Annotated in this window: 10 protein-coding genes; all 10 read left to right on the top strand. The window is 37.7% G+C overall.

Features of this window, described 5'->3' with window-relative positions; translation table 11 throughout:
* The first annotated feature begins 8 nt into the window (after positions 1-8).
* The 10 genes from tig (at position 9) to ccsA (ending at position 15,421) form a co-directional block, all read left to right on the top strand.
* Positions 9-1,298, top strand: coding sequence for a trigger factor (gene tig / locus B5473_RS19095; protein WP_079528096.1), 1,290 nt, complete (start codon positions 9-11; stop codon positions 1,296-1,298).
* A 384-nt stretch (positions 1,299-1,682) separates the two neighbouring features.
* Complete coding sequence (gene clpX / locus B5473_RS19090) at positions 1,683-2,954, top strand: ATP-dependent protease ATP-binding subunit ClpX (RefSeq protein WP_079528094.1); 1,272 nt, start codon at positions 1,683-1,685, stop codon at positions 2,952-2,954.
* A gap of 261 nt (positions 2,955-3,215) precedes the next feature.
* On the top strand, positions 3,216-5,558 hold the full coding sequence (gene lon, locus B5473_RS19085) for an endopeptidase La (protein ID WP_176142104.1): 2,343 nt from the start codon (positions 3,216-3,218) through the stop codon (positions 5,556-5,558).
* Positions 5,558-6,139 (top strand): ribosome biogenesis GTP-binding protein YihA/YsxC, encoded by a 582-nt coding sequence (gene yihA / locus B5473_RS19080; RefSeq protein WP_079528090.1) that lies wholly within the window; start codon positions 5,558-5,560, stop codon positions 6,137-6,139. The genes lon and yihA overlap by 1 nt, the downstream gene beginning before the upstream one ends.
* A 124-nt stretch (positions 6,140-6,263) precedes the next feature.
* The gene (locus tag B5473_RS19075) at positions 6,264-6,437 is read left to right on the top strand and encodes a YjfB family protein (protein ID WP_079528088.1); all 174 of its coding nucleotides are present in this window, start codon (positions 6,264-6,266) and stop codon (positions 6,435-6,437) included.
* Positions 6,438-6,574: 137 nt separating this feature from the next.
* A complete protein-coding gene (locus B5473_RS19070; protein ID WP_079528086.1) occupies positions 6,575-8,269 on the top strand; it encodes a phosphate ABC transporter ATPase in 1,695 nt (564 codons plus the stop codon).
* Positions 8,270-8,376: 107 nt separating this feature from the next.
* The gene (locus B5473_RS19065; RefSeq protein ID WP_254865372.1) at positions 8,377-9,780 is read left to right on the top strand and encodes an S-layer homology domain-containing protein; all 1,404 of its coding nucleotides are present in this window, start codon (positions 8,377-8,379) and stop codon (positions 9,778-9,780) included.
* A 12-nt stretch (positions 9,781-9,792) separates the two neighbouring features.
* Positions 9,793-12,753, top strand: a complete 2,961-nt coding sequence (locus tag B5473_RS19060) for a vWA domain-containing protein (protein ID WP_079528081.1) — start codon at positions 9,793-9,795, stop codon at positions 12,751-12,753.
* 346 nt (positions 12,754-13,099) lie between these two features.
* Positions 13,100-14,455 (top strand): glutamyl-tRNA reductase, encoded by a 1,356-nt coding sequence (gene hemA, locus B5473_RS19055; protein ID WP_079528079.1) that lies wholly within the window; start codon positions 13,100-13,102, stop codon positions 14,453-14,455.
* Between the two features lie 138 nt (positions 14,456-14,593).
* Positions 14,594-15,421, top strand: coding sequence for a cytochrome c biogenesis protein CcsA (gene ccsA, locus B5473_RS19050; protein WP_079528077.1), 828 nt, complete (start codon positions 14,594-14,596; stop codon positions 15,419-15,421).
* Positions 15,422-15,427: the final 6 nt, after the last annotated feature.

Below are 15,427 nucleotides of genomic sequence, written 5' to 3'. Positions count from 1 at the left end.
TAATATATATGTCAGTAAAATGGGAAAAACAAGAAGGTAACGAAGGTTTATTAACGGTTACTGTAGAAGCTGCAGAAGTTGATAAAGCTTTAGACCAAGCTTTCAAAAAAGTAGTAAAACAAATTAATGTACCAGGTTTCCGTAAAGGAAAAATGCCTCGTAACGTATTTGAAAAAATGTACGGTGTAGAAGCTCTTTACCAAGATGCTTTAGAAATCGTTATCAATTCTTCATACCCAGTTGCTTTAGACGAAGCTGGTATTGAGCCAGTTGACTACCCAGAAATCGCGGGTACTGAGAATTTCGCTAAAGGTACTGACTTCACATACACTGCAACAGTAACTGTGAAACCAGAACCTAAATTAGGTGAATACAAAGGTTTAGAAGTAACAAAAGAATCTGCTGAAGTAACAGACGAAGAAGTTCAATCTTTAATCGACGCTCAATTAGCTAAAAAAGCTGAATTAGAAATTAAAGAAGATGAAGCAATCGTTGAAGGCGATACAGCTGTAATCGATTTCGAAGGTTTTGTTGGTGAAGAAGCATTCGAAGGCGGTAAAGGTGAAGACTACGCATTAGAAATCGGTTCTGGTTCATTCATTCCAGGTTTCGAAGAGCAATTAGTAGGTGCTAAAACTGGTGAAACGAAAGATGTATTAGTTACTTTCCCAGAAGAATACCATGCTGCTGAATTAGCTGGTAAAGAAGCGAAATTCGTTGTTACAGTTAAAGAAGTTAAAACAAAAGTATTACCAGACTTAACTGATGAGTTCGCTAAAGAAATCGACCCAGAAGTTGAAACTGTAGAAGCATTACGCACTAAATTAAAAGAAACAACTTTAGCTAACAAAGAAGCAGACGTAGAAGCTTCTTTACGCGACGAGTTAGTTGAAAAAGCAGCTGCTAATGCAGAAGTTGAAATTCCACAAGGTATGATCAACACTGAAGTTGACCGTATGGTTCAAGAATTCGGCCAACGTTTACAAATGCAAGGCATGAACTTAGACCTATACTACCAATTCTCAGGTCAAAACGAAGAAGCATTACGCACTCAAATGGCTGAAGAAGCTGTAAACCGTGTACGTGTATCTTTAGTTTTAGAAGCAATTGGTCAAGCTGAAAATATTGAAGTATCTGAAGAAGATATCAATACAGAAGTTGAAAAAATGGCTGCTCAATTCGGTATGTCAAACGACCAAATTTTAACTGCTTTAGGTGGAACTCAAGTTCTTGAGAACGATATCCGCACTCAAAAAACAGTTGAATTCCTAGTTGAAAACGCTAAAATTTCAAACTAATTATTTGTTTTGAATAATCGAATTCAAATTCGATCCTGTACTGATTCATGACCATGGTGAAGCATGAATCAGTACCGACAGTACCGGTTTTATTCCTGGGCTACCGTCTAACATAAAGATAAAACTAGTACGGATTGAATAAAATGAGATTTTGACAAGGTACGGTATCCCCGTGCCTTGTTTTCTACCTTTGAATACATACATATCATAGTTGGTTCATTTGAATATTTAATGATAAAAAGTTACAATATAATTTCATTAACTATTGAACAGCCAGCAAAGTTTAATAGGACATAAAATAAGCTAGTAACAACGCGCAATCAATTTATTTGATAAAACAACTAGAATCTTGTAAGATTGTTGCTTGAATAGGGGTGAACCAAATTGTTTAAATTTAATGATGAAAAAGGCAATTTAAAATGCTCTTTTTGTGGTAAACCACAAGAACAAGTTCGTAAACTGGTTGCAGGACCAGGCGTATATATTTGTGATGAATGTATCGAACTATGCTCAGAGATCGTAGTGGAAGAGTTAGGGATCGAAGAGGAAATCGAGTTCAATGAAATTCCAAAACCTAAAGAGATTTTAAATATTTTAGGTGAATATGTAATCGGACAAGAACGTGCAAAGAAAGCATTAGCAGTTGCTGTATATAATCACTATAAACGTATTAATTCGAATTCAAAAATTGACGATGTTGAATTATCAAAATCGAATATCGTATTAATAGGACCAACTGGTAGCGGTAAAACTTTACTAGCTCAAACGTTGGCGCGTATTTTAAATGTACCATTCGCAATTGCTGACGCGACAAGCTTAACTGAAGCAGGTTATGTTGGTGAGGATGTTGAAAATATTCTTTTAAAACTAATCCAGGCTGCAGATTATGATATAGAACGTGCAGAAAAGGGTATCATTTATATTGATGAGATTGACAAGGTTGCACGTAAATCTGAAAATCCTTCAATAACACGTGATGTATCAGGCGAAGGTGTACAACAAGCGTTACTGAAAATTTTAGAAGGTACAGTTGCAAGTGTTCCTCCACAAGGCGGACGTAAGCATCCACACCAGGAGTTCCTTCAAATTGATACATCGAACATCCTATTTATCGTAGGTGGCGCATTTGATGGTATCGAAACAATTATTAAACGTCGTCAAGGCGAAAAAGTAATTGGCTTTGCTTCAACTCAGAATAAAGGTATCGATGAAGATGCTTCAATTATGTCTCAGTTAATTCCTGAAGACTTATTGAAATTCGGTTTAATTCCGGAATTTATCGGACGTTTACCGGTATTGGCTACTTTAGAGCAGTTGAATGTTGATGCATTAGTGCAAATCTTAACTGAGCCTAAAAACGCTTTAGCAAAACAATACCAAAAAATGTTGGAGCTAGATGATGTAGAGCTTGAATTTGAAGATGAAGCGCTTGTTGAAATTGCTAAATTGGCAATCGAACGCAAAACAGGTGCCCGTGGTCTACGTTCAATCATCGAAGCAACAATGCTTGATGTAATGTTTGAATTGCCTTCACGTGAAGATATTAAAAAATGTATCATCACAGCTGAAACAATTCGCGACAAAGCAGATCCAAAATTAATTCTGGATGATGGGTCTGAATTGAAAAAAGATGACAACAAAAAAACTTCAGCTTAATTTATAGCTGAATGGTGGATTTCAACTATGTAGCTGACTTAGACTTCTCAAGCAAGTCCAAAGTCAGCTTTTTCTTACAAAACGTATATACATAATTTTTCGGATATTTTCGCCGAATATTACAGGTTTTGAAGCGTTATTTATGGTTTGCTCCAGTATTTAGAGCACATAAACTCGGAAAAATCTGGACACAGTTACGCTTAGGCTTAATTGACAAAGAACTAACACATACTTATATTGCGGGTTGTTTTTAAGATTTGGATGGAGGTGAATACCCGCGTGACAAAAAAATTAACTAATATGCCAGTTTTACCGTTAAGAGGACTTCTTGTATACCCAACGATGGTTTTACATATTGATGTGGGTCGAGAACGTTCTATTGCTGCATTAGAACATGCGATGCTTGAAGAAAGTACAATCTTTTTAGTTACTCAAAAAGATTTACGTGTTGATTCACCGGGAAAAGCAGATCTTTATAAAATGGGGACATTAGCGAAAGTAAAACAAATGCTAAAGCTTCCGAATGGAACATTACGTATTCTGGTTGAAGGTTTAAACCGTGCGGAAATGGTACGTTATGAAGATTCCGGTAAATTTACAACTGCAGATTTGGAATTATTTGAAGATGAGCTGCACAAAGATGCGGAAACAGAAGCTTTAATGCGTACTGTGTTATCGTATTTCGAAAAATACGCAAAATCTTCAAATAAAATTACGACGGAAACAATCGAATCGGTGCTTGATATTGAAGAACCGGGCCGATTAGCAGATGTCATTGCTTCTCATTTACCTTTCAAAATTAATGAAAAGCAAGAAGTGCTCGATATTACGAACATTAAGAAGCGTTTAGATCACTTAATGATTCGTTTGCATGACGAGCAGGAGATTTTAAATCTCGAGAAAAAAATCAGCACAAAAGTGAAGCAGGCGATGGAGCGCACACAGAAAGAGTATTATCTGCGTGAGCAAATGAAAGCAATTCAAACAGAGCTTGGTGATCGCGAAGGAAAAACGGGTGAAATTGCCGAACTTCGTAAAAAAATCGATAGTGCCGGAATGCCGGAGTCTACACAAAAAGTTGCATTAAAAGAACTGGATCGCTACGAAAAGTTACCTGCTGCAAGTGCAGAGAGTGGTGTTATCCGAAACTACTTGGAATGGCTTGTTTCGATTCCTTGGACAGAAAAAACGGAAGACCGTATTGATATTGCCTATGCTGAAGAAATTTTAAACCGTGATCATGACGGGTTAGAAAAAGTGAAAGAGCGTGTTTTAGAATATTTATCAGTACGTCAATTAATGAATTCATTACGCGGTCCGATTTTATGTTTAGCAGGACCTCCGGGCGTAGGTAAAACGAGTTTAGCGCGTTCTATTGCAGAAAGCCTTGACCGTAAATTTGTCCGTGTTTCACTTGGTGGTGTGCGTGATGAGTCTGAAATTCGTGGTCACCGTCGTACGTATGTCGGCGCAATGCCGGGACGTATTATTCAAGGGATGAAAAAAGCAGGCACGACAAACCCTGTATTTTTACTTGATGAAATTGATAAAATGTCAAATGACTTCCGTGGAGATCCTTCTGCTGCAATGCTTGAAGTATTGGACCCGGAGCAAAATAATACATTCAGTGATCACTTCATTGAAGAGCCATACAATTTGCAAGATGTATTATTTATCGCAACAGCAAATGATTTAAGTACGATTCCTGCACCATTACTGGATCGTATGGAAGTCATTAATATCGCAGGTTATACAGAATTTGAAAAAGTAGAAATTACTAAGAACCATTTGATTCCGAAACAGATGAAGGAACATGGTTTGAAGAAAACGCAAATGGCAATGAAAGACGAAGCGATTACAGATTTAATTCGTTACTATACACGTGAAGCTGGTGTTCGTGGATTGGAACGCCAAGTTGCGACTGTTTGCCGTAAAGCTGCGAAAAAAATCGTATCTGGCGAAAAGAAAAAAGTAACGGTCAACTCTAAAGTATTAGTAGATATGCTTGGGAAACACCGCTTCCGCTATGGACAGGCGGAAATGGAAAACCAAGTAGGTGTCGCTACAGGACTTGCCTATACGACAGTCGGAGGAGATACATTACAGATCGAGGTTTCATTAACACCTGGTAAAGGTAAATTAATTTTAACAGGGAAGCTTGGCGATGTAATGAAGGAATCCGCACAAATTGCGCTTTCATTTGTCCGCACATTAACAAACGATTTAGGTGTGGATGCTGATTATTTCGATCAGCACGATATTCATGTCCACGTTCCGGAGGGCGCAGTACCAAAAGATGGTCCATCAGCAGGTATTACGATGACGACTGCAATTGTGTCTGCAATAACTGGAAAAGCAATTAAACGCGAAATTGGAATGACTGGAGAAGTAACATTACGGGGTCGTGTACTGCCAATCGGCGGCTTAAAAGAGAAATCATTAAGTGCCCACCGTGCGGGATTAACGACGATTATCATTCCGCAAGACAATGAACGTGATATTGATGATATTCCTGAAACAATTCGTGAGCAACTCACATTTAAACTAGTTTCACAAGCGGAAGAAGTTCTTGCGCTCGCACTAGATGGAGGTTTTAATAAGTAATGAAAGTCCATAACGTAGAAATGATCGGCAGCTTTGTCCGACCAGAACAGTTCCCGGAAGACGGGCTACCTGAATTCGCTTTAGCGGGTCGTTCAAATGTCGGCAAATCTTCGTTTATCAATCGTATGATTGGCCGTAAAGCAATGGCGCGTATTTCGTCAAAACCTGGTAAAACACAACAGCTGAACTTTTATAAAATTGAAGAGCAGCTTTATTATGTTGACGTACCAGGATACGGCTATGCAAAAGTTTCAAAATCAGAACGTGCAGCATGGGGAAGAATGATCGAGCAGTACTTTATGAGTCGAGAGCAGTTAAAAGCAGTTGTCTTAATTGTTGATATACGCCATAACCCAACTTCAGATGACTGCATGATGTATGATTTTTTAAAGCATTACAATATCCCGGTAATAGTTGTCGCAACTAAAGCCGATAAAATTCCGAAAGGGAAATGGGATAAGCATAAAAAGATTGTTCGCGAAACATTACAAATGGAAAAGCAAGATCCATTAATTGTGTTTTCTTCTGAAAAAGGTCTTGGCTTTGAAGAAGCTTGGGCCGAAATTGAATCACGCATGTAAACAATGCAACCTCGAATTAACTTTCGGGGTTGTTTTTTATTTTGACCAATTTACTCTCAGAAATAATAATAATTACTTGATATTCATAGTATTTAGCCGATAAAGGTAAATAGGAGGTGTACATTTGGATATTGCTGCATTAGCGATGTCGATGAAACATACTGAATTGATGCAAGATGTTTCATTGGCCATGACGAAAAAAATGATGGAGTTTCAGCAAGAAAATGCGGAACAAATTGTCGAAGTGATCGATGCGTCACACCCCGTATTAGGTAAAACAATCGATATTTCCGTATAAATAATTTCGACAACCAATGCCAATAGTCGGCAAATTTGTTACACTAATATAGGCCCTGCAACAATATTTGGGATAAAATACAAATATTTCAGGCGTTTGCTATGAATTAAAGTTACTGAGAGAAGGAGGCGGAAAAATTGCTTAAAAAAATCATTACCATATTAATGGCAATTACTTTTGCTTTAGCGATCTTACCAACAGGGCAGCAAGCTGAAGCATCAAATACATATACATTTATGAAAGCAAATTATAATGAAACCGAAGATAAGAAAGGGAATATCACACGAACATTAAAAAGTGTCACATTAAAAAACAGCGCAGGGAAAACCGCAACCTTTAACCTTGCGAATACGCAGAAATACTATATTAATAATACGCTGACAACAATTGCAGGGTTTAAAGCAGGCATGAGTGTCACGATTAAATTAAACTTAGGCAAAATTACTGAAATGCGTGGTTCAACAAATGTAGAAGGCGGTTCAATCGTCGAAAACAGCAAACAAGTAACCGGTGCTGTGACACAGATTGATCCGAACGGTTTGCAGATCCGTGTAAAAATCGATGGCTCTTCAACGAAAAATTATACAGTGACAAATAATACGGAAGTGTTCAAAGGAAACTCATCAGTAGATTTAAGCACACTTTATGTAGGAGACCGTGTCCGCTTAAAATTTGCAACAGCCAATACTTCCCGTATCGCTGAAATTACGATTATGAGCACAGCCAATATGGTGACAGAATTATATAAAGCAAATTTAAATACGGTTAACACAAACAAAAATTCGCTAAATGTAAAAAATGCGCATCCTTTACTAAACTGGCGCTTTGGAACAGTGAGAACGAAAACACAGGCAACATTTAATTTTACAAACAATACAAGTATTTACGTAGGAAATAAAAAAATCTCAAAAAGCCAATTAAAAAAATATAAAAATAGTGAGCTTTATTTTGTAACAAAAACACAGTTCAGCAAGGAAGTAATCGATAAGATTATCGTATTAGCTAAAAATGAGCGTACATTCTATCAACCTATTACAAGTGTTAATCTTGGTGTGAATACGCTGCAACTTAAAAATTCTCTAAAATTAAATTACCATAACGGTTCGATTTTAATCCGCAATGGCCGTTTAGTAGAACCTGAAGGCCTTATTGCTCTTGATTTAGCGCAAAATCCGATTTCAACAACGGCATTTGTATTAACGGATGGGGCGACTAAGAGTGATTATGCTCATATCGTCAATATTACAAATGATGCTTATTTAGCACCGAATCTATCAAAATATAAACTTTACTTTGGTCGAATTGATGTGGCGGATTTAGATGCATATGAAGTGGAGTTATCAGACTTACAACGTTTCGATAATCATTTCTGGAATATGGATAAGTCCAATACATCATTTGCTTACAGTAATTCAACAATCGCATCTGAACTGGATGGAACAAAGCAATTTAAAGTCATTCCAGAACTGGATCTCGATTTATATGATAATTACACAAATTCACCAAATCCATATTACGGATATTTCTTTGTAAATGATGGTCATATTGAGGGCATTCATTTTGTGCCAAATGAAAAACTCGCTACGTTAACATTAACTGGCCGTGTAAGTTCGATTAATTTCAATACGAAAAAAATATCTGTTGTTAACAGCAGTCAGTGGAGCAAAGACGGTCACTGGAGCTACCGTTTCGGTTCACTTTCCCTCGACCTATCAAAAGCGATGGTTATTAAAGATGGTGAAGTAATTGACATTACTGATATTCATAAGGCAGATCATGTAACAGCAATTGCACGTTCAACATCAGAAGTTTATGTATTATTAGTAAACTAATTAAAAAGGCATGCGGGACAAGTTTCTCGCATGCCATTTAAACAAAAGTGAATTTTAAAGAAAAGAGGGACGAATTTGTGAGAAAGAAACTTTGCTTCACCTTCCTATTGGCATGCTCATTTTTTCTGATGCTGCTCCCTTCATCAAGCTCCGCACAATCTATTGATTTAACAGGCGGTATAAAAAACGAATATGAGTATGAAGAATACTTTTTCTTAACAGGAAAACCGATCAAATTTACGGGTACAAATAAAAATGCGACGATCTCAACAAGAGAATCTAAAGGCAAGTTAACTGAGACATACAAGTTTACGTTGGCTGGACCAAATGGAGAGAAGCTGACACGGAATTTCACGTATACATACGACGTTACAAACTATGACCAAGTAGGGCAAAGTTCGGCAACGGGTGAGGTTACAAAATTTACCGAAAAAATTACAGTTGGCGACAGAACATTTACACTGGCGGATTACCAGCTTTCTAAAAGTACGATTACAGACAAGCGTCCGGCATCCGACTATTATTCAGGAAATGCGATTGCCCGCAAAACATATACTGAAACGACAGGCCGAGGCAAAAACGCTGTTACAAAAACGATAACAGTACATGCAGATAGCCGAAATGAAGGATATGAAAATTTCTGGGGAGCTACTGAAACACAAATTACCGATTTCGAGATTGAATTTGATGACGGGACGATCGGTACAGTGAGAAACAAAGTATCGACATCCAAGTCACGAACATTGGAATATAACGAAAACGATGCATCTTTATCAAGTTTTAACGGCAACTATAAAACGATTAGTTCTGCCGATTCGCTATCGGAATACGAATACGATTTGCCTGATAGCGAAGGAACCGTCGCAAGCAATATCGATTATATGCCGAAACTGGAAATGCTGAAAATTCCTAAATTCCGTGATTTATCTTCCAACTGGGCACGCGAGCAAATTGAAAAACTGTATTCGTTGGGGATATTGGATGACCAATCGAACTTCTACTCACCAAATACACCTGTACAGCGCTATGATTTTGCAGTTGCTATTGGTAAAGCAATTGATTTGCGTGTATTGGAAGAAACGAACCGCAAAAAGACACAGCCTTCTATTTTCAAAGACGTGAAACGAACAATAAAGGATTACAATTACTTAGTGGCAACGGTTGATAAAGGAGTTATTAAAGGAAAAAATCCAACGATATTTGATCCGGATGGATTTTTAACACGCCAGCAGGCAGCGACAATTTTAGTGCGCGCACTTGGACTGGAAGGAAAAGCACCTGATCCTGGTTATTCTACTGACTATAAAGATGATTACAAAATTACGGATTATGCACGCGATGCAATTTATGTCGCAACCCAACTAGGGTTAATGTCAGGCAGTGACGGGTATTTCAATCCGAAAGCAACACTGACACGTGCACAGTCCTCCGCAATTATTGAACGATTTTTACGTTATTTAGAAGCGGATTTAAAAGAGAATTACCGAGACAATATTCTGTTCTTTAACTAAGGGGTTGCAAACATGAGTAAAATGAAGAAACTAATGGCCATGCTGCTCAGTTGTCTTCTAGTATTTTCCGTCGTATTTCCGTTCGGTGCTACGGAAACGGAAGCCGCAAGCAAGCAAATTTCGGATATTGCGAAAAAAAATTCGAAGTATAAAGCAGCCAAATGGACAATAGATAATGATTATTTGCAGTTGTATAAAGGCAATAAATTCCAATCAGGAACACTTGTGATGGAATGGCAGATGCTGCAGTTTTTAGCGAAGATGGACAAAAACTATCATTTCAATACAAATGATAAAGATATGCTCTATGAATATTATGGTGACTTGAATATTCCGTTATATGGCGTGAATAATAAATCAAAGCGCAATGCCAATATTTCACGCGGCCACTTTGCAAGGCTATATGCGGCGGTAAATGGTCTAGATTTATCCGAGATTCAGGCAGTCAGATATTTATATATGAACGAGATTACAACAGGTACAACCGGAAAACGCACATATGAAGACTATAAGCCGACACGCAACATTAATCGCGGTGATATGGCGGTCTTCATGTACCGCATCAATCAGCAAGGGAAATTGGCAATCGAGGGTCTGGCTAGTACACCAGCCGGCAAAGACAATAATAAAATTACTTTACCAGTGAACTTTGTTGAGGGTAAAAACGGTACTGTGACGATTCCGACAACACCAGGTAAAAACACAGATGATAAAGCGACACGTCCGGATGTTTATAAAGCGGTTAAAAAAATTAATGTAGAAAACGAAGAGCTTACAGCAAACGGCGTTGATTCAACTTTAATTACTATTGATTTGCGCGATAGTTACGGCAATGACATTTCATATGATGAATCATTGGCATTTAAAGTGACTTCAAAAGCCGGGGCAAAAGTATCCGAAACGAATACAAGTACAAGCGGTCAATCAACAACGGTTTATACCGACGGGCCACAGCTTAGCGTATATGTAACGGCTCCTGCTTTAACAAAGTCAGTAGTCGATACAATTCGCTTTGAGATGATTAATCCATCAGAAAAGTATTACACATACAAAAATCAGGTTATTGAAGCGTCTGTCCGTTATGTACCAAAAGCGGAACTGCGTATTACTTATGAAGTGTTTGATCCAGAACAGACGGAATGGAATGGCGGAACGGTTGATCCTGGAGTAAGACCATTACCTGCATTACCTTCAGGTGTTGTAGGGACAACGACAGTACCATTTACACAAAACGGGGTTATTACAATTTCAGATTACGATTCCGATTTAAAAGTGATGACAGGATCTAAATGGGAAAACTATACAACTGCTGACGGAAAACTGACACAAGGCCAGGTTACTTCCAAGGAAATTCAATACGGAAACGCGGACCTGAAACTGGAAGGTCAAATTATTTCAGTTTGGCTGTTCGAACAAATTCTCGACTATATGATTGAAGGACCAAAAGAGGAGTCTTCCTGGGGCGGTCTTGGCAATGCTAAGGTCATGTACACGGTTAACAATGAGGGACGTGCGACATATGATTTGCAAGGAGTTATGAGTGAAGAAGATACTGAAGCATTCGATTCAATGCTCCATGCGGTCATTATTTATTTAACAGACAAGTTTTTACCGATTGCTGACCAGGTGACATTAGCGCATGAAGAATCGGTTGAGGTCATTAAGGCGATGTATGATCGTTTAGGTCAAATCGACAAAAACTTATTGCGAAAAGATTATGCGGACGTAATCGGGAAGCTGGAAGGTGCCGTTGCAAAAGTTAAAGTACTGCTTGCAGGAAAAGAACTGCAGCAACGCCCGGATGGCATGGACCGTTATACGAAGGTAATCGTCAACCTTGTCGCACCAGGCGGGGTAATTATTACCGACTATAAAGGAACGGTGGAAGTTACATTTAACGGCAAAACACGTGTTGTATCATTTGATACAAATACGAAAGACTATAATAACGGCACAGGCAGCCGCGGATCTGCTGTCGTATACTTTGACGATATTTTATACGGTAAATCACAAGTTAAGGCACGCTTGATCGATTTGGATCCACGTTATGATAAAGTCGTACAAAGTCTGAAAAATACAACAGTCTCTGAACAAATCTTTGCCAATCCGCGCTATGAAAATAATTTGTGTTCTGTTGAATCGGAAGTGATGTTCGTCGTAGACCACTCAGGCTCAATGAAAGCGCGAGATGCGAAAAATTATACAGCGAATAAAGTGAAGCAAACGATTAAACAAATCGGGGCAAACCCAAGCCATGTATATCGCTTCAATAATCGTCCAAATCACGAAGCAACAGACAAAGCGGATATCGTTTCTAGTATCGATAGTTTGTTAACGTATAAAAACGAAAATCGATCGACAAATATAGTAAAAGCTCTTGAAACAGCAATCAGTAATTTCACGACAAACCAGTATACAAGTAAAGCCATTGTCCTTGTGACAGACGGTTATTCAAACAGTAATGGACTCGAAAAAGTGCTGAACGATGCAAAACAAAAAGGCATTGCCATCCATACAGTATCGGTTGGATCATATACAACGGTAAATGAAAAATTACTGAAAGATATTTCTTCCGAAACAAAGGGCACATATCAAAATATTACATCGATTGAAAACTTGCACAGCTCCTTACAGGCGATCATTACAACGATTTTATGTAAAACACCTGCTATGAACAATAGTTGTCTAGTAGGGGATACAATCTTTAATAATACCGATGTGCGTATCGAAACATCAAAAGTGACCATTTTGGCGGATGTGAATACAGGATGCGACAATGTAAAAGGTGTACGTGTTGTATTCATTTCACCGAGTGGAGATGTTAAATACGACTTGCCGGCACGAGGTTCTTCGCGCTATATGCATCGACCGAACCTTTATGAGTTCCCGGAATTTGATTTGTATGTAGAAGTGGAATTCCAGGCACTCGATGCAACAGGAAACATTATCGGGACTAAAATTCATAATATGTGACAAAATAGAGGCTCACTCATAAAGTGAGCTTCTTTTTTGGTTTGAATGATTGAAATCTATGTCGAACTTTGTTAAACTTACATTAGAATAATTCTAATTTAACAATTCAACATCCTTTTCCGAAAAGACTTCATCTTGCACTCTTAGTGACAAGATGTATTTTTCTGAAGTTAGGGTATAGATACAAAGGTTTAAACATCCACTGACAATTTAAAAGTTGTTTTTGGATTTAATTAAGTAAATTTAGTAAATACTTTCAAAGCATGTTCACAAACTAAACTAGAATCATGCTGTCATTATGTTACAATAAAATTAATGAATTAGAACGTGTGAGGTGTGGGGGTTCATGCATACATTAGTAGTAGGCCTGAATTATAAAACAGCGCCAGTAGAAATTCGTGAAAAGCTCTCGTTTATCGAATCGGATCTTCCGAATGCTATGGAAGCGCTACAAAAGCAAAAAAGCATATTGGAAAATGTAATAATCTCTACTTGTAACCGTACTGAAATTTATGCGGTTGTTGATCAATTACACACTGGTCGCTATTATATTAAACAATTTTTAGCGAACTGGTTTAACATACCTATGGAACAGTTTGAGGATCACTTATTCATCCGTGAAGAAGATGAGTCATTAAACCATCTATTCCGTGTAACGGCTGGTATTGATTCCATGGTGCTTGGGGAAACGCAAATTTTAGGACAAGTAAAGAAAAGTTTTTTACAAGGTCAGGAAATTGGTACAACTGGTACAGTGTACAACCAATTATTTAAACAGGCCGTAACATTCGCAAAACGTGCCCATAGTGAAACAGCGATTGGGGAAAATGCTGTTTCTGTATCTTATGCTGCCGTGGAACTGGCCAAAAAAATCTTTGGTTCTTTAAAAGATAAGCATGTAGCCATTTTAGGTGCCGGTAAAATGGGTGAGCTTGCAATTCAAAACCTGTACGGAAATGGTGTAGGAAAAGTAACGGTGATTAACCGTACATTTGAAAAAGCTCAAAACTTGGCATCTAAGTTTGATGGAGATGCAAAAGCAATGAATGAGCTGCAATGTACGCTGCTTGAAGCGGATATTTTAATCAGTTCAACTGGAGCAACAGACTATGTCATCGATCAGGACTTGATGAAAGATGTAGCGAAATTCCGTAAGGGCGATCCGTTATTTATGGTCGATATTGCGGTACCGCGTGATTTAGATCCACGTATCGGCGATGTGCCAAATGTATTCCTTTACGATATTGATGACCTTCAAGGAATTGTACAAGCAAACTTGGCTGAGCGTGAACGTGCGGCAAATGAAATTACGGCGATGATTCAAGAGGAAATTATTCAATTTAAAGATTGGTTTAATACACTTGGTGTCGTGCCTGTTATTTCTGCTTTGCGCAAAAAAGCGGCAACTATTCAGGAAGAAACAATGATGAGTATCGAAAACAAAATGCCAAATTTAACAGAGCGCGAACGCAAAATTTTAAACAAGCATACAAAATCGATTATTAATCAGCTATTGAAAACGCCGATTCTACAAGCGAAAGAACTTGCGAACGAGAAAAATGCGGAAGCACAGCTTGCATTATTCCAGCAAATCTTCGGTATTGAAGACGAAGTGCAGCAAGAAGTACAGCAATTACGTCCGGAAGTAAAAAACAGTGAAACAGCAAAAGAGGTAACTTTAAAACCAGGTTTCTCTTATTAATTGAACAATAGCCAATAGACATTGAGCCTTATTGAAGCACTTTATTCAAATAAATCATAAGCGTTTTCGTATCTATATGGTAAAATTATAGATAGCGAAAGCGCTTTTTTTAGTAAGTTCCATCAGGAGAAGGTGCATATGACAGAAATGGTAATGACAAGATTATACGAGCTCATGATCATTCTCTATGGGCTCTGTATCGTACTTTATTTTACAGACTACCTTTATAAAAATATAAAATTCAGACGTGTAGCCTTCTGGTTTGTTTCCATCGTCTGGTTGTTGCAAACTCTATTTATCGTCTTATTTATCATTGAAACGAAACGATTTCCGATATTGTCATTGTATGAAGGGGTATTCTTTTATGCATGGCTCTTAACGACACTTTCAATTATCCTTCATTGTATTGTACGGGTTGATTTACCGGTGTTTTTTATTAACGTATTGAGCTTTGTATTTATGACAATTCATTTATTTGCACCGGAAACTAATGATCAGATTGTCGGTGATTCATTAGTTTCGGAAATGCTGTTAATCCATATTAGTTTTGCGATTGTGTCATACGCCGCTTTTTCGGTTGCGTTTGTCTTCTCGCTGCTGTATTTAATTTTATATCGCATATTAAAGCAAAAAAAGTTTACGAATTTATGGTCACGATTGCCAAGTTTACAGCAAATGGTTAAGTGGATTAATTTATCTACCATTATTGGTATTCCATTGCTATTAATAAGTTTAATTTTAGGGTTAGAATGGGCATTTTTAACATTAGAGAATGTTTCCGTTTTCGATGTGAAAATTTTAGGCTCGTTTATCGTATCGATTGTTTACTTAATTATTTTTTTGCTGCATCGGAAAGGGAAATTAATCGGCATGGTATATGCACAGGTGCATATTTATTTATTTTTACTCGTTGTCATTAATTTCTTCCTCGGCAGCAAATTATCAAATTTCCATCTGTGGGTCTAGCAGAAT

It is taken from the genome of Solibacillus isronensis, assembly GCF_900168685.1.
In the GTDB taxonomy this organism is placed as follows: Bacteria; Bacillota; Bacilli; order Bacillales_A; family Planococcaceae; genus Solibacillus; species Solibacillus isronensis_A.
This window is presented reverse-complemented; position numbering and strand designations above follow the sequence as displayed.

Coding starts and splice junctions, on each gene's coding strand:
- B5473_RS19060 (WP_079528081.1), top strand. CDS start 9,793: ATGAGTAAAATGAAGAAACTAATGGCCATGCTGCTCAGTTGTCTTCTA.
- tig (WP_079528096.1), top strand. CDS start 9: ATGTCAGTAAAATGGGAAAAACAAGAAGGTAACGAAGGTTTATTAACG.
- yihA (WP_079528090.1), top strand. CDS start 5,558: ATGAAAGTCCATAACGTAGAAATGATCGGCAGCTTTGTCCGACCAGAA.
- lon (WP_176142104.1), top strand. CDS start 3,216: ATGGAGGTGAATACCCGCGTGACAAAAAAATTAACTAATATGCCAGTT.
- hemA (WP_079528079.1), top strand. CDS start 13,100: ATGCATACATTAGTAGTAGGCCTGAATTATAAAACAGCGCCAGTAGAA.
- ccsA (WP_079528077.1), top strand. CDS start 14,594: ATGACAGAAATGGTAATGACAAGATTATACGAGCTCATGATCATTCTC.